The organism is Sorangium sp. KYC3313, assembly GCF_052075895.1.
Classification (GTDB): domain Bacteria; phylum Myxococcota_A; class Polyangia; order Polyangiales; family Polyangiaceae; genus Sorangium; species Sorangium cellulosum_B.
This window is the reverse complement of the sequence record NZ_CP197255.1, coordinates 11102616-11123505: the sequence shown is the minus strand read 5'-3', so window position 1 is coordinate 11123505 and position 20890 is coordinate 11102616. Positions and strand designations below refer to the sequence as shown.

Genomic DNA, 20890 nt, shown 5'->3' with positions numbered 1-20890 from the left:
CGCCTTATGGGTCCCTCGATGGTCCGGAGCGGATTGCGCAGCGGCGGCGGCGTCGATGTCCCGTGCGCCCCCGGAAGGGGGTGCGGCGCGGAGCGGGGCGATCCGTCGGCCGCGCCGCCGCGCCCTCCGGTCGCGATGGGGCGGAGGCTCGCCGAGCAGGGCTCCTCTCGACGGAAGACGATCTTCGTCATCGAGGACGACCCAGGCGTCTGCGATGCGCTCGTGACCGTCCTGTGCGATGAGGGATACGATGTGATGACGGCCAGGGACGGCGCGGACGCGCTGGCCAGGCTCCGCGAGGCGCCGACGCCGGCGCTCATCGTGCTCGATCTGATGATGCCGGGGATGGATGGCTACGCGTTCCGCGCAGAGCAGCTGCGCACGCCCGCGATCTCCGACGTCCCCGTGGTCGTGCTGACGGCCGGGGCGGCGCCGCGGGCCACGGAGCTCGGATCGGTCGACATCCTGAAGAAGCCTGTCGATCTCGTCGCGTTGCTCGACGTGGTCGGTCGCAACACCTGACAGGATCCTGCTCACCCCCGGCGAGCGGGCCGACGTGCTGGTGACGCCGCGCGGGGCGCCGGGCGCGACGCTCTCGGTGCGCTGGGGGCCCCACGATCGCGGCTACGGCGCGACCTTCGGGAGGCCCGAGGTCGAGGCGTTCCGGCTGCGCCTCGCGGCCGAGCCCCTGGCCGAGGACGATCCGCTCCCCGAGATCGCGCGGGGGCATCGAGGCGCTCGACACGGCGGCGGCGAGGCGCGTCGATCTGCAGCTGACGCGGGAGGAGGGCCCGGGCGACCTCGTGATGGGCATCAACGGCGTGCCCTCCTGGGAGGCGAAGCCGCTCGTGGCGGCGCTGGGCGAGACCGCGGTGTGGACCGTCGAGAACACGATGGCGTTCGATCACCCGTTCCACCTGCACGGATTCTTCTTCCAGGTGCTCGGCGCCGATGGCCAGCCGGTGAGGCCGCTCGCGTGGAAGGACACGGTGAACGTGCCTGTCGACGGCGCGGCGCGCTTCGCGGTGCGTTACGACAACCGGCCTGGCATGTGGATGTTCCACTGCCACATCCTCGATCACGCCGACGCGGGGATGATGGGGATGCTGCAAGTCGTGCGGCAAGAGCGGCGAGAGGCGGCCGCCGGGGGAGGCGGCGAAGCGCGCGGAGCGGGACGCGGGGGGCCTGCGGTGCGCGGGCTGGGCTGATAACAGCGCTGTAGAAAAACAGGGGCTCTGTCGGTATCTCGCACAACACAGCACCTCCGGCGCGGTGGGAGGGGCTGCGAGGCGTGGACAGGCATGATCTCGAGACGAAGTCGCCCTGGATCGGGTAGGATGGGAGCGTGGTGGATCTCGATGTGATCTCGGACCGAACCTACGTGGCTGCGGGGGCGGACTTCGCGTTCGTGATCACCCGGCGGGGGCGGGTCATCACCAAACGCGTGCCGCGCGACATGCCCAGGGAGGGCCGCAGCCAGATCGTCGAGGCGGCGCAGAGCCTCGGGGAGCGAGGGCGGCTCGGGTGCGTCGAGCTGCGGCGCGAGGATCTGGTGCCGTACGGGGGCGCGGCGCCGGTCGACGTGTACTTCGGCGTGGCCGCCGAGGCGATCCTCTGCGTGGTGATGCCCACGTGGGCGGACCGGCGGGACGTGGTGCCCGCGATCGAGCGCGGCCTGCGGGCCATCGACGAGGGGGCCCCGGCGGCGCCGCAGCCGATCCGGAGCGCGCCGCGGCGCACCCGGTCGCGGCCGCGGGGGGAGGCGGTGCCTGCCTCGGCGCGCCGGCCGGTCGGCGAGGTGCGCGAGGTGTCTCCGGCCATCTGCGGGGCCGCGGTCGTGTGCGAGGCGCCGGCTCCGGCCTCGAGGCGCCCGCCGCCGCCGTCGCCGCCGGCCCGCAAGCGGAGCGCGGTCGCGGGGCTGGCCCTCCTCGCCAACGGGGGGCCGCCGCGGTCGCTGGCGCGCCCGGTGGCGCTGCGCGAGGCGCCGGCGTCGCCCGGGGCGCCGGCGCGGCCGGCCGGGTCGCTGCCGGACATCCGCATCGGCGAGGCGACGCTCGGGCGCGAGAGCCTCGACGCCATCGGGCGAGAGCTCGGCGGGGCGTGGCCGTCGGCGCCCGAGATCCGGGTGGGCGCGGCGTCGGCGGGGGAGGGGGACGCGGCGGCGATCGGGGTGGAGATGCCGGAGCCGGCGCGGGTGGGATCGATGCCGGAGGCGGTGCGCCTGGAGCTGGTGAGCATCAGCCGCGAGAGCCTGACGGAGATCGCGGCCGAGGAGGGGCGCATGGCGGCGGCGGGGCCGAGGCCGTGGGTGCCGCTGGTGCGGCCCGCGCAGATCACGCGGCCGTGGGAAGAGCCGCCCGAGGAGGAGGGGCGCGTGGGCGAGGCCGAGAGCGGGGCCGGCTAGAGCGACGGTCACCCGCTTCGGATACGGGCCCACCTCGGCGCTTTCGGTGCTCAGCGCACCGGAGTGCGCTTCCGCGCCGAAAACGCCGATCTGGGCCCGTCTCCTGTGCGGGTGACCGCCGCTCTGCTGCTCTGCACGTCGCAGAGGGGGACGGAAACCGCTGTAGCTCGATGAAATCGATGCGCTAGAGGCGATACCCCGGATCGCGCGGCAGCTTGCCGTCGACGCGAAGCACCTTGACGTCATTTCCCGCTGCAGACGCGCGAACGAACCCGATCGCCCCGTCCACCCTGCCCACGATCCAGACGACCGTAGCCGCGTTCGGCACGCTTTTCGGCGGACCGGGTTGGCCACGAATCTTGCGATCGATCCAGTAGAGACCCACCTCCTCGGGTGACATGCCGAGGACCGCCTCGTCGAAAGCGATGCGCTCTGGAGCGGCCCTGGGATAGGTGACGGGCACCAGCAGCTTCCCGTTCACCATGACCTGGCTGCCCATGTACGCGCGCTTCAGATCTCCAAACGAGATCCCCTCCGCGGGGAAGCTCTTCGAGACGACGATCGCCAGAGGCCCCAGGTCTCCCGCGCCGTACGTCTCCTCCGGCGCTGCCGTGACCACCGCCGCGAACGCCAATGCGCACGACGTCAAGAGGGTTCTTCGCGCGATCATGCTAGAAACTCCACGCGGCCTGCGTGATGAACTGATCCAGATCGTAGCTCTTCTCTTTCAGGTAGGGCATCCATACATGCACACCCACGACCTTCAGCACGACGTTCTCCGTGGGGCGTATGTTCAAGCCGCCGACGATGTCGCACGCCTCGTACACGAAGCTGGATTTGCCCGTGCGGTCGTATTCGAAGCCGAACCAGGGCATGATGCCGTACCAGGGCAACCGATAACCCGTTTGAAAGTAGACGCCCCAGGCACGGTTGTCAGGGGTCCATGTCCCTGGGGTAAGGCCGGCAGGCCGGTGGTCGTCGTCGTAGCGTACATCATGCATGATGTACTCGGTCTGGAACAAGAATCCGCCCCATGTGTACTTGAGATCCGCGGCCAGGCCGAGCTCGTCGTATCTCGAGGTGATCGGGAAGCTGGTGACAAACGCGCCGTTCTCCAGCGTCGTGACCTGCCCGGCGTCGGTGTAACGGCCCTTATAGCCCGATGTGCCGACGGCGAAGTTGCCGAACGGAGTGTCTTGCCGTAGCCAGAGACGCCAGCCGACTGCCTTGTTTTTGTCCAGATCCATGTAGCTGTCGACCGGGCCACGGCCATTGGACAACGTCAGGTGGTACCCCACCTGCGTGTCACTGATGCCATGGCTTCCATACGCTTCGATGCCGGTTTGTCGTTGGGGCAGCCACTCGGAGCCAACGACATAGGGTCGCGTGGCGCTCAGGATGACAGGTGTCCCGTGGTCCACGTTCCAGATCCCGTACGGGGTGAGCCACTGTCCGAGCCGGACGTTGAAGAGAGGATGGGCAGCGTATTCAAGCCACGCGCGCTCGATGATCACCCCGCCCACCTTCTTCGCCCGAGAGAAGTCGGTGTAGTCTGGAAAGGCAGCGCTGATGCGGGTGCTCTGGAACGTCGCCGGGTCGGTCATGATTGCTCCGTCCGGCAGGTAAGTGAAGCGGAGCTCGATCAAGGAGCGGAATTTCTTGCCCAGGTTCGAGTCGAGGTAGACGTTGAGATTGCCGACGTAGAACGTCGGGTTCGGGCCCACTCCGGTCAGGAGCCCGGATGTCTTCTCGTCGCTGAGCAGCGTGGCGAAGGTGAAATCAGCGAAGCCGTAGACGCTGAGCTTGGTCTCTTCGGAGGTGAGCTCCGCCGCGGCTTCCTCGCCGGCCAACGCTTGAGCGATCGCATCTCCGCCGGCCCCCGGCGCAGCGCCCGCGTCGACCGAGCCGGCAGCCCCTGCCTCTGGTCGAGGCGCCGCGGCGCTCGAAGCCGGGCTGGCCGCCGGCGAAGGTGTGTTTGCTGCGCCCGGCTCTGCGCTCGCGGCAGGTTGCGCCGGAGACGCTGGCTCCGGAGAGCCAACGGCGCCCGAGGCGTCCGGCGCCGGCGCTTGTCCGGAGGGGGCCGCTGGCCCCGTGGCCTCCGCAGGCGCCGGAGCTGCCTGTGCCGCCGCGGACGACGACCCGAGCAACAGCGCGGAGGAGACGGCGAAGGCAAGGTGAATGGGCACGCCGCGGAGTTCAATGGATCGCGTTCTCAATTGGGGCAGCTCCCTTCCGCGACGCACTGATATTGCTCGACTCCATAGGCGGTCAAGTCGCAGCACACGGTGCCGGTGAAGCAATTGTTCGGCGAGAGCGTGCAGCCTTGGACCTGACACTTTTGCGTCAGATGGACATTGCAGTACGTGGCCTCGGTTCCTGCGCAATCCGCGTCGCTGGTGCAGGGCTTCCCCGCGCCGATCGGTGGCCGGCGACAGTAGGACGGGGTGACCGTGAGGTCGCACATGTATCCACCCGCGCAGTCGCCAGAGCCCTCGCATCCCTGGCTTGTGCAGTAGCCGCTGGTCCCCGAGACGGCGTGACAGGTGTTGTACGTGGCTTCGGGGCAAGGCATCGTCGCGGTGTCGCACGCCGCAGCCAGGCCGGCCGGGGTCGCCGTGCATGGCGCCTCGGCGGACGCCCTGCTGAACCCGGCGGCGCATTCGCACGCCCCTGTCGCTCCGGTCACCTCATTCTCGCCACACGCCGTGCAGGACGCCGTGGCCTCAGCGCGGCCGTATCCGGCTTTGCAGACACAGCTGCTTGGCCCGACCTCTTCGTTCTCGCCACAGCGCACGCAGCCCGCCGTCGTCGCAGCATGCCCCTCGGCGCAGACGCAGGCCTCAAAGTACTCCGACTCGGCCCTGATGGTCTGGCCAGGTCCACAGGGCTGTTCGCTGTCGTAGACGCAACCAAGGAACGAAAAAGCAACGGTATTGGCCATCAGAAAGACTCGACCCCATCGGCGTGACGCCGAGGGGGGAGGTCCATGCAGCAGTCTCGCAGACATCACGCCCATTCCTTGTTGTTGGGTTCGTTGCACAACCTTCGAACGCAGAGGTTGCAAGAGGAGCGAACCTCTCTGTTGTCGAGCCCACCGGAGGGCAGACCGACGACTACCGTCGTGGCTGGCCTGCCAAGATCCCAGCGTGCCCGTCCACTGCGGCCATGCCCTCGAACTCCCCGCACATGGAGAATGCTACAGGGATCTGCAGCCAGTGGAAGGCCAATCTGCGCACCTGGGAGAACGGCCCAGTGCAGCGGGACGCGAGTTCGCGTTGCGCTCCGCGGAGCTGCGCGGCCTCTTGCAGGCGTCGAGCGAAGCAGCCTGGGGGCCGGCGTGAGCTGTTGTGCTACACGTACAGTCGCGGTGCGCCCAGCACCCGACGATGCTCCTTATCTGGCGTCCGTGGCTGCGCTTGGCCAGCCAGGTGCATCATCAAGCGCTTTGCTTCGTGTTCCAGATGGGTGAGGGGGCCGCCGCCCGCGTCGTCGACCTTGGCGTTGATCTTCCAGACGATGACTCGGGCGCCGTCCAGGAAGACGGGGGATCCGCGCCGGCGACCACGCCCCGGCGCTGTTACGGCGCTGCCGACCTGCGGCTCGCCGAGGTGCGGCGGTCGCGCTCGCCAGCGCCCGGCTGTTCGCCGGGGCCCAGGAGGCGATCCGCCGGCTTCGCCCCATGTTCACCATCCGGACACCCGGGAGCCGCCGCGCTCGCCCGAGCGGCGGCGGGCCGGCCAGCGTGACGTCACCAGGTCCGGGGCGCGTACGTTGCCGGATCGCTGGGGGGGTCGGTGAGCGTCATTGTGGATTGCTTGACAACCTGATGGCCCTTCGCACGATTCGTCCTCGTGGGGGAGCATGCGTACCGGACCCGACGATCACACCGAGCCAGGCGCGCTCGTTGTCGAGCACGCCCGCCACCCGGGGCCGGGCGAGCCCGCTGAGCGCGCGGGCCTCGGGCCACATCAGGCCGCCTCGGGCTGCCCGCCGGAGCAGCGTGCGGACGATCTCGGGACGAAGATCCCTCCGCCGGGGAGCGGCCGAAGTGCCCAGTCGAGCACGGTCGCGACCGACATCCCGACGGACATCGCTCGCAAGTGGCAGGAGATGACCGATCTCCTCGCGGAGATCCTGCGCGTCCCGGCCGCTCTGATCATGAGGATCGAGCCGCCGGAGATCGTCGTCTGTGTCTCCAGCGAGTCGAAGGGGAACCCTTTCGCTGTCAACGAACGAGCGCGCCTCGGCACCGGGCTCTACTGCGAGAGCGTGATGAAGACCCGAACGCCGCTGCTGATCCCTGACGCCCTGAAAGACGAGCAGTGGAGGTCGAATCCGGACATCGAGCTCGGGTTGATATCCTATCTCGGCTTCCCGATCACCTGGCCCACGGGGGATATCTTCGGGACCATCTGCGTGCTGGATGACCGCGCGAACCATTACAGCAAGGCCTACCAGGCGCTCATGGAGCAGTGTCGCGACGTGATCGAGATGGACTTGAAATCCATCTTCGCCCTCGAGGCTCGCCTGACAGAAGAGGCCCGGGCAAAAGAGCGGCTGGAGCAGCAGGTCGCCGAGCGCACCGCCGACCTGCGCCATGCCAACGCCCAGCTCAGGCAGAAGATCGCCGAGCACGAGCGGACGGAGGCGGCGCTGCGGAAGGTCGCGGAGGAGTGCAGGTGCGCGGAGGAGGCGTTGCGCACGAGCCAGGAGCTCCTGCGCGCCATCATCGACAGCTCGACGGCCATCGTCGCCGTCAAGGACATCGAGGGGCGCTACCTCCTCGTCAACCGCCGCTTCGAGGAGCTGTTCGGCGTCGCTCGCGAGGCCATCGTGGGCAAGAGCGATGATGACGTGTTCTCCCGGGAGCACGCCGAGGCGCTTCGCGCCTTCGACCGGCGGGCGCTCCTCGCAGGGACGGCGCTGAAAGACGAAGAGGTGATGCCCGAGGACGACGGGCTGCACACCTACCTCACCATCAAGTTCCCTCTGCGCGACGTCGCCGGCGTCCCGTACGCGGTGGGCGGCATCTCGACGGACATCACGGAGCGCAAGAAGATCGAGGCGGAGCGCGCCCTGGTCCTGGAGCACGAGCAGAGGGCTCGGACCGCCGCCGAAGCGGCGGTGCGGATGCGCGACGACTTCCTGTCGATCGCCTCCCATGAGCTCTATACCCCCATCGCGGGCCTGAAGCTCGCCGTGCAAGGCTTGATGCGCGAGGCGACGACGCTCCCCGCCGGCGCGACGAAGCTGGCCAGGATGGCCGAGCGGCAGTGCCAGCGGCTCGTCAGGCTCATCGAAGATCTGCTCAACGTGGCTCGGATCCAGGCAGACAAACTCGATCTGAGGCTGGGAGACGTCGATCTCCGGGCGCTCTCGCGAGAGGTCGTGGAGCACTTCGACGTGGAGCTGAAGCAGGCAGGAAGTACAGTGAGCTGGCGGGCCGACGCCCCCGTAGTGGGCATGTGGGACAGGGCCCGTCTGGAGCAGGTGGTGACGAACCTGGTGCTGAACGCCATCAAGTACGGGAGGGGCAAGCCGATCGAGATCAGCGTCGCGGCCGAGGGCGAGGTGGCCAGGCTGGTCGTCGCCGATCGCGGCATCGGGATCGCTGCGAGCTGCCTGCCGTACATCTTCGAGCGCTTCGAGCGAGGCGTCTCGGCGCAGCACTACGGCGGTCTCGGCCTGGGGCTGTACATCAGCCGCCAGATCGTGGACGGCCATGGTGGCTCGATCCGCGTCGAGAGCGAGCTCGGCGCGGGGGCTGCCTTCATCGTGGAGCTCCCCCTGCGCCCGCGCCGCGACGCGCTGCCGACCGGGGTGTCTCCGCCGGCGGGAGGTCCCGATGAGCCCGCAGGATGATCCTCGCGACGGTGTCTTGATCGTCGACGACGACAGCGGATTTCGCGCCGTCGTGGAGGAGCTGTTGCAGGCATGCGGCTACGAGGTCGTCTGCGCGGAAAATGGCGCGGTGGCGCTGGATCTGCTCCGCCGCGGCCTCCGCCCGGGCATCATCCTGCTCGACCTCATGATGCCGGAGATCAATGGCTGGGAGTTTCTCGCGCTCAAGCGACGGGAGCCCGCGCTCGCGGACATCCCGGTGGCGATCCTGTCGGGCGTCGACTCTCTGGAAGCCAAAGCCGCCACGCTGGACGTACGTGCGCTGCTCAAGAAGCCGATCGATCTCGACGCCCTCCTCGCCGTGGTCGCGCAGACACGATGAGCGCGCGTCGGGGAGCTCGTTCGGCGCTCGAGACATCCTCCAGCGACGGCGTCGACCCCGGCGAGAGCGGCGAGCGGTCGCGCCCATGGCCATGGCTGGTCGCCCACGGCTGACCTGTTCACCCTCGCCGACCGGTGGCATCGAAGCGCGGAACCTCCGGGAGCTCCGGGGCATCGAGCCCCGCGAACGGATCGCGCCAGGCGTCGAGCTGCCACAGGCGCGCGTGCCAGGCCGCGACGCGCGGGTAATCCGAAAGCGGCAGGCCGGCGAGATCCGCGAACGGAAGCACCGATGCCATCCGAAAGTCTGCATACGAAACCGCGCTCCCGACGAGCCAGTCCCTGCCGCTCAGGACCTGTTCGAGCAGCGTCGCCGCCTCGGCAAACCCCGAGAGCCCCTCCGCCACGAGGTCGTCGCGGATGGGACCGAGCCCGTAGCGCTGCTTCGTCACCCGCTCGAAATGGACCTTGTCGCACGCGGCGACGAAGTTGTGCGTGCCCCAGCTCAACCAGCGGATCATCTCCGGCTGCGCGGTGCCCGTGCGCCAGAAGTCCGAGCCCGTGAGCTGCGAGAGGCGGCACGCGATCGCGTCTGTCTCCCAGAGCGACTGGTCCCCCTCGACCAGGATGGGCACGCGCAGGTTCGGATTCAGCGCTCGAAACTTCTCCCGCTGTGACGGGTCGAGAGGAGCCGCGTGGACGTACTCCACGGGTGCATCGAGGTGGCGCGCCACGGCGACGGCGACCCGTGGATTCAAGTTTCGGCTGAAGTACAGCTTCATGGAGCTTCCTTTTCAAAGCTCTGCGATCACAGGCCGCAGCCGACCCAGGTGCGCTCGATGGTCTTGTAGTCCTGGGTCATTCCGCTGGCGCTGGGGCAACCGGTCGAAAGGATCACCGTGCCCTTGATCTGGCACGATGACGAGCTCACGAACGTGCTGTTGCCGATGGCGACAGGGGCCTGCGGCGTGCCGACCAGGCCGTCCTGCTGCGCGCTCACCGCCGACCAGGACGCGGTCGAGCTGGGCTTGATCGAGGAGGCGACGAACACGGAGTACTCCATGCCGCTCTCGACGCCTGGCACGAACGGATTGTCCTTGACCTGCCCGGACTGCGACTGGACGATCGCGGTGCTGGTGGTCTGGCCGAAGGTGATATCGACCTTCGCTTGCAGATGGCTGTTGCACAGATAGACCTGCTGCGAGAAGTTTGGCGGCGGGGCGCCGGCCGAGGCGGGGCTCGTGAACACGAGGAGGGGGAGTACCAGCACGCGGACTTTCATCCTGATCTCCTGTCTGTTTCGTTGCGGGGAGGCGGCGAGGCCCATCGCATCGCCGCGCGCAGGCGATCTCCGCACAGCCCGCGCGCGCTGGCAAGCGGCAAGGCTCCGGCAGCGAGCCCACGCGAGCGGCGGGCTCGACGTCCGGCCCGTCAGGGTGATGGCCCCGGACGCCGCGCTCGCCGCGGGACGACGCGCGTCCATCCTGCGGCCCCGCAGGCTGTGAAGTGAAGGCGGCCCCTTCGATGCGGACGGCCTTCACTCCACAGCACGCGAAGCAGAGCGAGAGCGTACACAGGGAGACGGGGAGGGGGAAGAACTAGAATCCCCATCTCTCGTCTCCCCGCCTCCCCGCCTCCCTGTGAATCCTTCCTTCTTCCTCTCCGCCCACCCCGATCAATTCATCCATGCATCGACGAGGAGGCCGCCCTGAGGTCACCTCTCGCTGTCGAGCATCGCCATCATGGGCGCGGGGTAGCGGGTGCCGGCGATCTCCTCCGCGGGGACGGCGGCCTCGAGCTCGGCGAGGTCGGAGGGCGCCAGCGCGATCTCGAGGCCGGCGAGGGCATCGTCGAGCTGCTTCCGCGTGCGCGCGCCCATCGTCGGGATCACCGTGACGCCCTGCGCGGCGCCCTTGGCGCGGACCCAGGCGACGGCGAGCTGCACGGGGGTGACGCCGCGCCTCTCTGCGAGGCGAACGAAGGCGTCGACGAGCGCCTGGTTCTTCCGGGCGTTCTCGCCCGAGAAGCGCGGCATGTGGGCCCGCAGGTCGCCCGCGCCGGCCGGCTTGCTCCCGGCCAGCAGGCCGCGCGAGAGCACGCCGTACGCGGTGACCGCGACGCCGAGCTCGGCGAGCGCGGGGAAGATCGTCGCCTCGGGGCCGCGGCTCACGAGCGCATACTCGATCTGGAGGTCCACGATCGGGTGCACCTTCGCGGCGCGGCGGATCGTCTCCGCGCCCACCTCGGAGAGGGCGATGTGGCGGACATAGCCCGCCTTCACCATGTCGGCGATGGCGCCGATCGTGTCCTCGATCGGGACCGCCGGGTCCAGGCGCGCGGGCCGGTAGACGTCGATGTAGTCGACGCCGAGGCGCGACAGGCTATGGGCGAGGAAGCTCTTCGTCGCCATCGGACGGGCGTCGAACCCGAGGAAGGTGCCGTCGGGCGCGCGCAGGCCGCCGTACTTCACGCTGAGCACGGCCTTGTCGCGCCGGTCCTTGATCGCCCGGCCGACGAGCATCTCGTTCTTGCCCATGCCGTAGAAGTCGCCGGTATCGAGGAGGCTCACGCCCCGATCGAGCGCCGCGTGGATGGTCGCGATGCTCTCCGCGTCGTCGCTCTCGCCGTACCAGCTGCCCCCGCCCATGCTCATGCAGCCGAGGGCGAGGGGGAAGACGGAGGGGCCAGTTTTGCCGAGCTTGGTGGTGTTCTTCGTCGTCATGCCGTCACCCTAGGCGCTCGCGTTTCATTGATCCAATGAATAGGATGTATTCTCGACATGTCTGAAATTTATGGGAGACACCTCGACCTGAACCTGCTCCGCGTCTTCGCCGTCGTCGCCGAGGCGGGCAGCGTGACGGAGGCGGCGAGCCGGCTGTACCTGACGCAGCCGGCGGTGAGCGCCGCGCTCCGGCGCCTGACCACGACGATCGGCGCGCCGCTCTTCGTGCGGAGCGGGCGCGGGGTCGCGCTGACGAGCCGCGGCGAACGGCTGCGCGCGTCGCTGAAGCCGCACCTCGGCGCCCTGATCGAGGCCGCGCTGGCGCCGCCGGCCTTCGACCCGAAGACGTGCGAGCGCACCCTTCGCCTCGGGCTCTCCGACACGGCCGAGGTGTGGCTGCTCTCGCCCCTCTTGCGCGCGCTCGAGCGCGAGGCGCCGCGCATGCGCGTCGTCGCCGTGCCCGTGCAGTTCCGCACCGTCGGCGCGGCGCTCGCGGGCGGCGTCGACGCGGCGATCACGGTCGCCGACGATCTACCTTCGAACGTCTGCCGGAAGCGGCTCTTGAAGACCGGCTTCACCTGCCTGTACGACCCGCGCCACGCGCGCCTGCGCAAGCTGACGGAGGCCCAGTACTTCGCGCACGATCACGTCATCGTCTCGTACAACGGGGACCTGCGCGGCTTCGTGGAGGACCTGCTCGGCAAGACGCGGAGGATCCGGTGCTCCGTCGCGACCTTCTCCAACCTGGGCGCGCTGATCGACGGCACGGCGATGCTGGCGACCGTGCCCGAGATCGTCGCCGACGACATCCGCGCCGTCAGGCCGCACCTCCGGACCAAGCCCCTGCCGTTCGAGGTCCAGCCCGGGTACATGGAGCTGCTGTGGCCCGCCGCCACGGACGACGATGAGGCGTGCAAGTTCGCGCGGGAGAAGATCGTCCAGATCGCGCGGCCGCTGAGCAAGGGATGACCGGCCTGCCGGCCCGTCAGCGTCCATCGGCCCGGAGAGAGTTCCATGAAGGCACGAAGATCATCGATCTTTCTTCCGGCCTTCCCGCCTTCTGGTTCCACGTGGAGCGCTGCCTGCCGCGGTCCCTACGCCCCCCGCGGCTGCCGCGCCGCGGCCGTCGCATAAGGCGGCTCGTAACCGGCGCGCACGGCGGCGAGATCGGCGCGCATCGTCCTCGCGTCGGGATAACGCTCCTGCTTGAGGAAGGCGAGGGCGCGGTCGACCACGGCGCACAGGCCGGGCGGCGCCGTGGGGGCGTGCATCGCGAGGGGCGGCGCCTTCTCCGTGGCGACCGCGATGAGCAGGCGCGCGTCGTCCAGGTTGCCGTGGATCGTGCGGCCCGCGAGCAGCCGGAACATCGTCGCTCCGAGGCCGAAGAGGTCCGTCCGGCCGTCGATCTCGCGGATGAGGCCCAGGGCCTGCTCGGGCGCCATGTAATCGTCGGTGCCGATCGACACACCCGTCGCGGTCTTCGTCATCTCCGGCACCCCGGCGACGTCCTCGAGCAGCGGGTCGAGGACGCGCGCGAGGCCGAAATCCAGCACCCTCACGCGCCCGTCGTTGCCGATGTGGAGGTTCTCGGGCTTGAGATCGCGGTGAACGACGCCGTGCTCGTGCGCCACGATCAGCACGTCGAGGACCCGCTCGCCGAGCGCGATCACCTGCCCGACAGGGAGCGTCCCGTGCCGCGCCATGCGGTCGAACACGGTCTCTCCCTCGAGCACCTCCATGGCCATGTAGACAAGGCCGTCGGCCGTGGCCGCGGCTTCCAGCACCTGGGGGAGCCCCTCGCAGAGCGGCGCCACGGCGGCCAGCGCGCTCCCGATCGGCCCCTCGCGCAAAAACCGCTTTCGCACCGCCTCGATCTCGGCGAGCTCGGCGTGCAGGACCTTGACCGCCGCCACGCACCCGTCAGCCCGGCGGCAAAAGAAGACGCTCGCCATGCCGCCGACCCCGAGGACGCTCTCCACCGCCCAGGGGCCGATCCGCGTGCCGACGCGCTGCTCTGCCAGCTCCTCTTCGGTCACCATGGGGAGATGCTACCACCGGCGGCTCCCCGCAGGGCCTCGTCCCGCAGGGGCTCGTCCGCGCCCCTCTTGCAGGGCCCCGTCCGCGTTCCTCGGGGCGAGGACTGCGCTCTTGCGGCGGAGAGGACAAGCAAAGGCGGGTGGTCAGCGCCCCGTCGAAGTCCCCGACTGAGCGAGCGCCTGGACCGCTCGCCATAGCTGGGTCACCACGTCGCGATCCAGGCCGACGGCAGAGAGCTTCCCGAGGCACCCGGCGCAGATGTGACCGGCCTGGAGCTTGATAGCCACCTCGGCCTTCTGCTGGCAGAGGTCGAAGAGGCAGGCGAGGGTCTCGGTGTGCAACAGCTTCGCGGGCTCATAATCGGCGGAGAGGGCGTGAAGCCCGTAGAGGAGCAGCTCGTAGGCCACGAAGGACGCGGCTGGCAAGGAGATGAGCTGATCCAGGCCGGCCAGCGAGATCACCGCTGTCCGGTGTCCCGGATGCCAGTGCGAGAACCAGCGGTCCGTCAGGGGCTGCTCCACGAAGACCACCTTGAGGGCGCCGGGGTCCAGCGCGTCCGCGTCGGCGACCAGCTCGTCCTCGCCACGCTGCGAGAGCGGACCGGCAGGGAGCGGCGACCCCGGGAACGTCACGTCCACGTCGAAGGCCGGCGCCCCCCTCACACCGCCGAGCGCCTGGGATGCCGTTTGGAGCAGCGGAGCCAGCCGGGCAGCCGTGGAGACCCCGAGGACCCGAGGGCCCTGCCTGGCGCGGCCGCGGCCGCCCCCGCCCATCTTCATGGCCATCATCGCGTCGTAATAATGGCTCTTCTTGCTCAGGGAGGACATCGGCCTGGAATAGGCGTCCCGCTCGGCGTCGAGCCGGTCCGCCTCGGCCCGGATCTCGGGATCCCCGTCGGCGTAGCCTCGGAGCCGGCTGGCCGCGTCGGCCAGCGTGGACGCGGCTTCCTGCCACAGGCGATCGTCGTTGAGCCCCAGGGCCACCCGGCGAGCGCGGGCGGCGTCGAGCGCAGCCGCAGCCCGGAGCACCTCCGGATCCGCCGGCTGGGCGCGCGCCTGCTCCTCCGCGACCCGAGGCCATGCCAGGGTGCAGGGCTCCTTCGTCAGCGCGCCGTCCCGGTCCGTGAGCGCGACGTCGACCACGAGCGTCTCGCCGAGCGCGCCGGCCGGGAAGCGCAGCCGGAACATCGGGGCCAGCACCCTCCCGCCTGGGAGCGAGCCGAGCGAGAAGGAGCAAGTCCCGCCGTCGCGGGTGCAGGGGTAGTCATTGAGCGACGCCACCTCGACGCCCCCGGGCGCGCGGATCACGAGCGCGGCGTCGCGGGCGACCACGGAGAGCACCTCGCCGATCTCCCGGCCGACGAAGCCGGGGAGCTCGTCGGCGCGCGCGGCGAAATAGAAGTTGCCGCCGCCCTCCTCGGAGAGGCGGCCCAGGAGGAATTCATTGAAGCCCTCGCCCAGGCCAATGGTGCTGGTGGTCACCCGGCGCAGCCGCTGGGCGCGGGCGCGGGAAGTCAGCTCGTCGGGCGAGGTGATCCCGTGGTTGGCCTGGCCGTCGGTGAGCAGGAGGACGCGGCCGATGGCATCCTCGGGCAGGTGCGCGCTCACCTCGGCGCAGCCGCGGAGCCAGCCGCCGCCCAGGTCGGTGTTGCCTCGCGCTGTCACCGTGTCGAGCGCGGCCTCGGCGCGGAGCCGCGCCCCGGGCGTGGCCTCGGTGGAGGGGATGGGCACCTCGACCTGGTGGTCGAAGGTGACCACGCTGAAGCGGTCGCCGGGCTGGAGGGTGCGGATGGCCTGGCGAGCAGCTTCCAGCGCGAGCCGGAGCTTCTCGCCGGACATGGAGCCGGAGCGGTCGATCACCAGCGAGAGGTGGACAGGCTTGCGGGCCAGGCTCCCCTCGGGCCGGGGTACCGTGATCTCCACCCGGAGCAGTCGCTCCGTGGGCCCGGCGGGGAGCCATGGTCGATCGGGGCGGGCGTTGAACATGGCACCATGGCACACCCCGCCCCGGGCTGCCGTCAACGGGTCGATGGCTCTCGCAGGCCGGCAGATCGCCGCATCGCCGCGCGCCGAGCTTCACGCCAAGGAGACTCCCTCGATGCCCGCCATGCACTCGCTCCCGCCGGTTCACCGTCCTCTCGAGGACGCGCTCGCGCTCGGCCCCGCGCTGCTCGCGCGCGCCCGCTCGGCAGAGGCGGCGCCCTGGCTCGCCGCCAGCCTCGTCGAGGGGCCCGCCGTGGTGCTGGGCGCGGCCCAGCGCGCAGCGCGCGTGGTCGACCTCGCGGCCTGCGCCGCGCGCGGCGCGAAGGTCCTGCGGCGCGCCACGACCGGCACCGCGGCGTTCCTCGGCGGGCGCGGCGTCGTGTGGACCCTCGCGCTGCCGCACGCCGCAGCGCTCGCGCCCGACGCCACGGCCCGGACGGTCCTCAACCGCAACGTGCGCGGCTTTCTCAAGGGCTTCTCCCGCGCCGGCGCGCCCGCGCATTACTTCGGGCGGGAGTGGATCTCGCTGCAGCACCGCCCCGCCGCGCTGCTCGGCCTCGACGCCACGCCGGACGGCGCGGTCCTCATCGAGGTCTTCGCGGGCCTCGACGCGGCGCCCGCGATCCCCCCGGAGCTCGCGGCGCCGGACGAGCGCGTGATCGACCGCTGGCTGGGCAAGGCCCCGGCCGCGCTCTCCGACGTCCTCCCGGCGCGCCTCTCGCTCGAGGCGCTCGCGCGCGCCGTCGTCGAGGGGGTCGCCCTCCGCGCCGCGCTCCCGCGGATCGACGGCGGCGAGGCGCCCGAGCTCGCCGCCGAGCGCTTCCAGCCCATCACCGCGCCCGACGACCCGGTGCCGCCGGGCGCCTCCGCCGCGGCGCTGGCGCGCGTGCCCATCGGCTGGATCGAGGCCGCAGCGCTCGCCGACGTTCCGCGCGTCCCGCACGTTCCGCCGGCGCGCGCGTGGCTCGGCGGCGACGTCCTCACGGCGCGCTGGCTCCTCGACGCGCTCGGCCGGGGGGATGCGCCGGCGCGCGGCGAGGACGTCGACGCCGAGGCCTCGCCGCTGGAAGGGGCGACCCTCGCCGACCTGCGCGCGCTCGCGCGGCGCGCGCTCGCCCTGGGCCGCGGGCCCGGGGGCTGATCCGCCTCAGAGGAGCGCCTGGCACGGCGCGAGCTGGCTCGCCAGGGGCCCGAGCGCCGCGCCGGCCGCGCCCCCGGCGAGCAGGCCCGCCAGCGCAGGGCGCGGGCGAGGATCCGGATCGGGGACATGCCGCCCTCCGTCGAGGCGATAGCGAAAGCGGGGACCCCGGGCGACGAGATCGGCGATCGCGAGGAGGAACCGGTCGATGTCCGCCGCGCTGGTGCCGACGCCGAAGCTCGCCCGCACCGCGAGGGGCACCGCCGCCGCGCTCCCGCTCGCCTCCGGCGCGCGCTCCCCGGCGAGCGCCGTCATGAGCGGGTGCGCGCAGAACGAGCCGTCGCGGACGCCGATGCCGTGCTCGGCGCTCAGGGCCGCGGCGACAGCGCCGGGATGGAGGCCCCGCACATTGAACGTCACGACGCCGATCCGCGGGCTCTCCGGGCCCCACATCGCGAGGCGCTCGATCCCGGGCACGGCGCCGAGGCCGCGCGTGACGCGGTCGAGCAGGCTCGCCTCGTGCGCCGCCACCGCGGACATGCCCACCTCGGAGAGCGCGCGGCACGCCGCCGCAAGCGACACCGCGCCGACCACGTTGGGCGTGCCGGCCTCGTGGCGGGACGCGCCGCTCGCCCACTCGACGCCGTCGTGCGTGACGCGCCGGACGGCGCCGCCGCCGGCGAGGTAGGGGCGCGCGGCGTCGAGCCAGTCGCCGCGGCCGACGAGCACCCCGCCGCCGAAGGGGGCGTAGAGCTTGTGACCGGACAGCGTGACATAATCGGCCCCGATCCCGGCGAGCGCGATCGCGCGGTGCGGCGCGAGCTGGGCCGCGTCCACGGCGAGCCGCGCGCCGTGGCGATGGGCGACCGCGGCGAGCTCCGGGAGCGGCCACAGCTCGCCCGTGACGTTGCTCGCCCCCGTCACGGCGAGCAGCCGATGGCGTGAGGGCACGCCGCGCAGCGCGTCGCCGGCCCGCGCGATCGCCTCGTCCGCGCTCGCGGGCACCGGGAGGACGACGGACCGACCGCGCCGCCACGGCAGCTGGTTCGCGTGGTGCTCCGAGGCGAACATCACCACCGTCGTGTCGTCGGGCAGCGCCGCGGCCAGCAGGTTGAGCGCGTCGGTGGTGTTCCTCGTGAACACCACCGTGTCCTCGTCGCGCGCTCCCACGAAGTCCGCCACCTCCTGGCGAGCGGCGGCATAGAGCTCCGTCGTCACGGTGGACGTGAACCCCGCCCCGCGGTGCACGCTGCTGTACCAGGGCAGCAGCGCCGCGACCGCGTCGAGCACCGAGCGCAGGCACGGCGCGCTCGCCGCGTAATCGAGGTTCACGTAGCCCACCTGCTCGCCGGTGACGAGCGGCACGGAGAGGTCCGCCCCGACGACGGGCAGAGGGAGCGCGCCGAGGGCAGGCGACGCCGGCGCGCCCGCGTCAGGGCGAAAGTCCACGATGGAAGCGAGCGACATACCACCTCACGAGTCCAGGGGACTCCGGGCGACCAGAGTCCGCGCTTGCCCGCCGCACATGCGGCCGGCCAGGTCGTCACCCGGGACACCCCACCGCGGATCGGAGGGTTGTCGGCCAGCGAGCCGGGGCTACGCGCTGGCGCTCATGACCTGCCGAACCATTACCGCGTTGGCCGCCTCGTGGCAAGGACCGGCTCGACCTCACGGACGCCCGCTCGGCTGCGAGCGCCGGTACGGTGGTTGCATTGTGAATCTCCGGGGCAAGGCGATGCCGCACATGGCGGCTCCTCGACAGGGCCCTCACGGCCGACTCTGCCGCATGAGGCGGGGTGCGACCGCGAGCCGTCCGTCCTCCAGCGCACCCCGAGAGAACCCATGAAGACACCCGGACTCCTTCTCGCTCTCTTCCTCCTTTGCGCCTCCTGCAGCGCCTGCGGACCGGACGAGAGGCTCGCCCCGCGCTCTCGACGACGTACCGCGACTACACCCTCTACGGCCTGGGCCTCCCGAGCAGCGGCGGGATCGCCGTCGCGGAGGCGCTGAACCTGCTCGAGGCGTACGACACGGCGACCCTCACGCCGGTCGATCCGCGCGATCCGGTCGGGCGAGGCCCGTCGCGCGATCCTGGTGTTGATGGGGCAGCAGTCGGTAAGTAACCGTGATGCTTCGGCAGGAACGGCATCGTGACCCGCGAGCGAGCGCCAGCGTTGATTCCGTCTACGCGCAATCGATGATCGGCTGCTCTGGCAGCTGTGCCAGTCGAGCTACCACGCTCCCGCGGTCGAGCTCGACCTGTTCTGCCTTCTCGAGGGCGCCGCTCTCGACCCTCAGGAACCCTCGTGGAGCGCCGAGCGATGGATTCGAGGGTGCGGTCCGACAACGGATCTCCCCGGACCGCACCGTCCATGGGTCGCGTGCGGCGCTCACGCTCTCCAGGCGTCCTTGTGGCTCGACATCCGAACGCACCCGCGCGTCGCTCCTTCAGGCTTGCTGTGCGTTGTTGCGGCGCACATCCTTTGCTTCCCTGCTACCTGTCTCCCTACCGCCTCCCTTTCAGCTGCCGTCGACCTCCATGAGCTCCCGGTCGCGGAGCTCGCGCGCCTGGTCCGCGTTCGCTGTCGCTGCGGGGATGGCGCCTCCACTCGAGGCCGCGCGCTCCGGCTGCAGGCCTACCAGCGCCTGCCCGCCCGCATGCCACCAGCGCCGTGGCCGCGAACCTCATGGAGAGGATCCGGGCGAGCCGGTAAATCATCGCGATCGACAGGGACCAGATGCGTGCCTGTTGCAAATTTCTATTGGAGGTTCCGCCTGCTCTCGTGGTAGGGTGATCCTGCTCGGGGGAGACGCCCTGCTGGCAGGTGGCTGGCACGTGGAAGAGGGAGAGTCGTGCTCATGCGCGATGGCACAGCCGCGCCATGTTCGCTGAATCGGATCGAGGGGGGAAACGATGCCGCGGAAGAAAATCCTGCTGGTCGACGATTCTCAGACCATCCTGCATATCGAGCAGATGGCGCTGAGCAAGCGCTAGAGATCGTCTTCCGGACGAGCGACGGCGCCATCTCGATCCGGCCTCTGTGAGCCGCATGGACAGCGATCGCGACGAGCTGCTCCAGACGTTCACGCCAGAGGCACACGAGCTCCTCGACGAGATCGAGCGCGCGCTGCTGCTACTCGAGACCGGCGGCGACGCTCACGAGGTCCTCCAGCGCGTCTTCCGCGCCACCCATACGCTCAAGGGGAGCGCCGGCTCGGTAGGCCTCGGTGGCTTGAGCGATCTCGGGCACGCCGCCGAGGACGTCATCGAGGCGCTCTGCCGCGGCGAGGTCTCGCTCTCGACGCCCGTGGTCTCGCTGCTGCTCGAGACGGTGGACGCAGCCCGCCGGCTCGTTGCCGAGGTCGAGCGGGGGCGGGCCGAGCGCAGCACCTCGCATAGAGAGGTCGTCGCGCGCCTGGAGGAAGCGCGGCGCGGAGGGCTGAAGGCGAAGACGGCTCCGAGGCCGGCCTCGTGGTCGACCTCCTCGACGGCGAGGGGCGCACGGTGGTCAAGCCGCTCGGCCAGCTGTTTCGCCGCGTCCGGGGCGTCTCCGGCTCGACCCTCCTCGGCGACGGCAGCGTGGCGATGATCCTCGACGTCGACGCGTTGCTCGGCGGCGTCCTCGGGGACCTCGGCCCGGTCGAGGCCCCCGACGAGCGCAGGGCAGCGCCAGCGGCCGCCGGAGGCAGCCCAGGATGAGCCGGCGCCCCGGCGCGCAGGGCGCCCGTTTGCCATCTCTCTCCATGGAGGCGTCATGATCTCCGACGCGTCGAGCCCCGTGTCGCAATACATCTCCTTCGTCATCGCGGGGGACGAGTACGCGGTGAATATCCTCCGGGCGCGGGAGATCGTCGAGCACAGCGTCACATCGCGGGTCCCGATGATGCCAGCGTGCATCGTCGGCGCCATGAACCTTCGGGGCAGCGTCGTGCCGGTCATCGATCTCGCGATCAAGCTCGGGCTGCCGCCGACGAGGGTGAGCCGGTGGACGTGCGTCCTCATCGTCGAGACCGAGCTCGACGGCGAGAACACCCGCCTCGGCCTGCTCATCGACGGTGTGGGCGACGTGCTCACGCTCTCCGAGGACGAGATAGAGCACGCGCCGGCCTTTGGCGCGCAGGTGCGCGTGGATCAGCTGCTCGGGATGGCGAAGGTGGGCCAGAAGCTCGTGCTGCTGCTCAACATCGACCGCATCCTCTCGCCGGCGGAGCTCTTGGCCTCGACGCCGCCCGGCCCCTCGGCCCCCGGGGCCCCGCCGGCGCTCCCAGGCGGCCACGGTGCGCCGGCCGGCGAAGGGGACAGGCCATGATCTCGCTCGCCGAGCTGGGCCCCCGCGCCCTCAGCGACGAGGAGTTCGCGCTGTTCCAGAGGCTCGTCAAGCGCG

18 protein-coding genes, 1 pseudogene and 1 riboswitch are annotated in these 20890 nt (G+C 70.8%); of the genes and pseudogenes, 11 read left to right on the top strand and 8 right to left on the bottom strand.

Annotation, left to right across the window (positions count from 1 at the left end):
* Positions 1–18: 18 nt before the first annotated feature.
* The 3 genes from ACSRUE_RS42340 to ACSRUE_RS42330 all read left to right on the top strand — a co-directional run bounded on the left by ACSRUE_RS42340 (position 19) and on the right by ACSRUE_RS42330 (position 2404).
* The gene (locus tag ACSRUE_RS42340) at positions 19–522 is read left to right on the top strand and encodes a response regulator (RefSeq protein ID WP_441288524.1); all 504 of its coding nucleotides are present in this window, start codon (positions 19–21) and stop codon (positions 520–522) included.
* A gap of 284 nt (positions 523–806) precedes the next feature.
* Positions 807–1208 carry a multicopper oxidase domain-containing protein gene (locus ACSRUE_RS42335; protein ID WP_441288523.1) on the top strand — a complete coding sequence of 134 codons (402 nt, stop codon included), beginning with the start codon at positions 807–809 and terminating at the stop codon, positions 1206–1208.
* Positions 1209–1345: 137 nt separating this feature from the next.
* Complete coding sequence (locus ACSRUE_RS42330) at positions 1346–2404, top strand: hypothetical protein (protein WP_441288522.1); 1059 nt, start codon at positions 1346–1348, stop codon at positions 2402–2404.
* A 184-nt stretch (positions 2405–2588) separates the two neighbouring features.
* On the opposite strand, the gene ACSRUE_RS42325 is transcribed toward ACSRUE_RS42330, so the two are convergent.
* On the bottom strand, positions 2589–3074 hold the full coding sequence (locus ACSRUE_RS42325) for a hypothetical protein (protein ID WP_441288521.1): 486 nt from the start codon (positions 3072–3074) through the stop codon (positions 2589–2591).
* A 1-nt stretch (position 3075) separates the two neighbouring features.
* A complete protein-coding gene (locus ACSRUE_RS42320) occupies positions 3076–4590 on the bottom strand; it encodes a hypothetical protein (RefSeq protein ID WP_441288520.1) in 1515 nt (504 codons plus the stop codon).
* 1675 nt (positions 4591–6265) lie between these two features.
* Between ACSRUE_RS42320 and ACSRUE_RS42315 the strand changes: the two genes are divergently transcribed.
* Together ACSRUE_RS42315 and ACSRUE_RS42310 are read left to right on the top strand one after the other, a co-directional pair.
* Positions 6266–8266, top strand: coding sequence for an ATP-binding protein (locus tag ACSRUE_RS42315; protein ID WP_441288519.1), 2001 nt, complete (start codon positions 6266–6268; stop codon positions 8264–8266).
* On the top strand, positions 8250–8627 hold the full coding sequence (locus ACSRUE_RS42310) for a response regulator (RefSeq protein ID WP_441288518.1): 378 nt from the start codon (positions 8250–8252) through the stop codon (positions 8625–8627). Before ACSRUE_RS42315 ends, ACSRUE_RS42310 begins: the two co-directional genes overlap by 17 nt.
* Before the next feature lie 118 nt (positions 8628–8745).
* Here the strand turns inward: ACSRUE_RS42310 and ACSRUE_RS42305 are convergent, their stop codons facing one another.
* The 3 genes from ACSRUE_RS42305 to ACSRUE_RS42295 form a co-directional block, all read right to left on the bottom strand.
* Positions 8746–9408: a glutathione S-transferase family protein gene (locus tag ACSRUE_RS42305; RefSeq protein WP_441288517.1), complete on the bottom strand. Its 663-nt coding sequence runs from the start codon at positions 9406–9408 to the stop codon at positions 8746–8748.
* Positions 9409–9434: 26 nt separating this feature from the next.
* Positions 9435–9908, bottom strand: coding sequence for a hypothetical protein (locus ACSRUE_RS42300; RefSeq protein WP_437761144.1), 474 nt, complete (start codon positions 9906–9908; stop codon positions 9435–9437).
* Between the two features lie 432 nt (positions 9909–10340).
* Complete coding sequence (locus ACSRUE_RS42295) at positions 10341–11348, bottom strand: aldo/keto reductase (protein WP_441288516.1); 1008 nt, start codon at positions 11346–11348, stop codon at positions 10341–10343.
* Between the two features lie 57 nt (positions 11349–11405).
* Here ACSRUE_RS42295 and ACSRUE_RS42290 point away from each other — a divergent pair, with 57 nt between their 5' ends.
* Positions 11406–12317: a LysR family transcriptional regulator gene (locus ACSRUE_RS42290; protein WP_441288515.1), complete on the top strand. Its 912-nt coding sequence runs from the start codon at positions 11406–11408 to the stop codon at positions 12315–12317.
* A gap of 125 nt (positions 12318–12442) precedes the next feature.
* Here ACSRUE_RS42290 and ACSRUE_RS42285 read toward each other — a convergent pair whose 3' ends face one another.
* A complete protein-coding gene (locus ACSRUE_RS42285) occupies positions 12443–13387 on the bottom strand; it encodes a serine/threonine-protein kinase (protein ID WP_441288514.1) in 945 nt (314 codons plus the stop codon).
* A 141-nt stretch (positions 13388–13528) separates the two neighbouring features.
* Positions 13529–15370, bottom strand: coding sequence for a vWA domain-containing protein (locus tag ACSRUE_RS42280; RefSeq protein ID WP_441288513.1), 1842 nt, complete (start codon positions 15368–15370; stop codon positions 13529–13531).
* A 112-nt stretch (positions 15371–15482) separates the two neighbouring features.
* Here ACSRUE_RS42280 and ACSRUE_RS42275 point away from each other — a divergent pair, with 112 nt between their 5' ends.
* Positions 15483–16508, top strand: a complete 1026-nt coding sequence (locus ACSRUE_RS42275) for a lipoyl protein ligase domain-containing protein (RefSeq protein WP_441288512.1) — start codon at positions 15483–15485, stop codon at positions 16506–16508.
* A 6-nt stretch (positions 16509–16514) separates the two neighbouring features.
* Here ACSRUE_RS42275 and ACSRUE_RS42270 read toward each other — a convergent pair whose 3' ends face one another.
* Positions 16515–17972: an aminotransferase class V-fold PLP-dependent enzyme gene (locus tag ACSRUE_RS42270; RefSeq protein ID WP_441288511.1), complete on the bottom strand. Its 1458-nt coding sequence runs from the start codon at positions 17970–17972 to the stop codon at positions 16515–16517.
* A 36-nt stretch (positions 17973–18008) separates the two neighbouring features.
* A riboswitch (SAM riboswitch) is annotated at positions 18009–18123 on the bottom strand.
* Between the two features lie 262 nt (positions 18124–18385).
* Between ACSRUE_RS42270 and ACSRUE_RS42265 the strand changes: the two genes are divergently transcribed.
* The 4 genes and pseudogenes from ACSRUE_RS42265 (at position 18386) to ACSRUE_RS42250 (ending at position 20815) form a co-directional block, all read left to right on the top strand.
* Complete coding sequence (locus tag ACSRUE_RS42265; RefSeq protein ID WP_441288510.1) at positions 18386–18628, top strand: hypothetical protein; 243 nt, start codon at positions 18386–18388, stop codon at positions 18626–18628.
* Between the two features lie 927 nt (positions 18629–19555).
* Positions 19556–19792: pseudogene (locus ACSRUE_RS42260) on the top strand (Hpt domain-containing protein); the annotation flags it as partial.
* 185 nt (positions 19793–19977) lie between these two features.
* On the top strand, positions 19978–20205 hold the full coding sequence (locus ACSRUE_RS42255; protein WP_441288509.1) for a chemotaxis protein CheW: 228 nt from the start codon (positions 19978–19980) through the stop codon (positions 20203–20205).
* Positions 20206–20260: 55 nt separating this feature from the next.
* A complete protein-coding gene (locus tag ACSRUE_RS42250; RefSeq protein WP_441288508.1) occupies positions 20261–20815 on the top strand; it encodes a chemotaxis protein CheW in 555 nt (184 codons plus the stop codon).
* The last annotated feature ends 75 nt before the right edge of the window (positions 20816–20890 follow it).

What these genes read in the sequence shown, in the direction of transcription:
- ACSRUE_RS42340 (WP_441288524.1), top strand. Translation starts at nt 19, where the DNA reads ATGGTCCGGAGCGGATTGCGCAGCGGCGGCGGCGTCGATGTCCCGTGC.
- ACSRUE_RS42335 (WP_441288523.1), top strand. Translation starts at nt 807, where the DNA reads ATGGGCATCAACGGCGTGCCCTCCTGGGAGGCGAAGCCGCTCGTGGCG.
- ACSRUE_RS42325 (WP_441288521.1), bottom strand. Translation starts at nt 3,074, where the DNA reads ATGATCGCGCGAAGAACCCTCTTGACGTCGTGCGCATTGGCGTTCGCG.
- ACSRUE_RS42315 (WP_441288519.1), top strand. Translation starts at nt 6,266, where the DNA reads ATGCGTACCGGACCCGACGATCACACCGAGCCAGGCGCGCTCGTTGTC.
- ACSRUE_RS42310 (WP_441288518.1), top strand. Translation starts at nt 8,250, where the DNA reads ATGAGCCCGCAGGATGATCCTCGCGACGGTGTCTTGATCGTCGACGAC.
- ACSRUE_RS42305 (WP_441288517.1), bottom strand. Translation starts at nt 9,408, where the DNA reads ATGAAGCTGTACTTCAGCCGAAACTTGAATCCACGGGTCGCCGTCGCC.
- ACSRUE_RS42300 (WP_437761144.1), bottom strand. Translation starts at nt 9,908, where the DNA reads ATGAAAGTCCGCGTGCTGGTACTCCCCCTCCTCGTGTTCACGAGCCCC.
- ACSRUE_RS42295 (WP_441288516.1), bottom strand. Translation starts at nt 11,348, where the DNA reads ATGACGACGAAGAACACCACCAAGCTCGGCAAAACTGGCCCCTCCGTC.
- ACSRUE_RS42290 (WP_441288515.1), top strand. Translation starts at nt 11,406, where the DNA reads ATGTCTGAAATTTATGGGAGACACCTCGACCTGAACCTGCTCCGCGTC.
- ACSRUE_RS42285 (WP_441288514.1), bottom strand. Translation starts at nt 13,387, where the DNA reads ATGGTGACCGAAGAGGAGCTGGCAGAGCAGCGCGTCGGCACGCGGATC.
- ACSRUE_RS42280 (WP_441288513.1), bottom strand. Translation starts at nt 15,370, where the DNA reads ATGTTCAACGCCCGCCCCGATCGACCATGGCTCCCCGCCGGGCCCACG.
- ACSRUE_RS42275 (WP_441288512.1), top strand. Translation starts at nt 15,483, where the DNA reads ATGCCCGCCATGCACTCGCTCCCGCCGGTTCACCGTCCTCTCGAGGAC.
- ACSRUE_RS42270 (WP_441288511.1), bottom strand. Translation starts at nt 17,972, where the DNA reads ATGTCGCTCGCTTCCATCGTGGACTTTCGCCCTGACGCGGGCGCGCCG.
- ACSRUE_RS42250 (WP_441288508.1), top strand. Translation starts at nt 20,261, where the DNA reads ATGATCTCCGACGCGTCGAGCCCCGTGTCGCAATACATCTCCTTCGTC.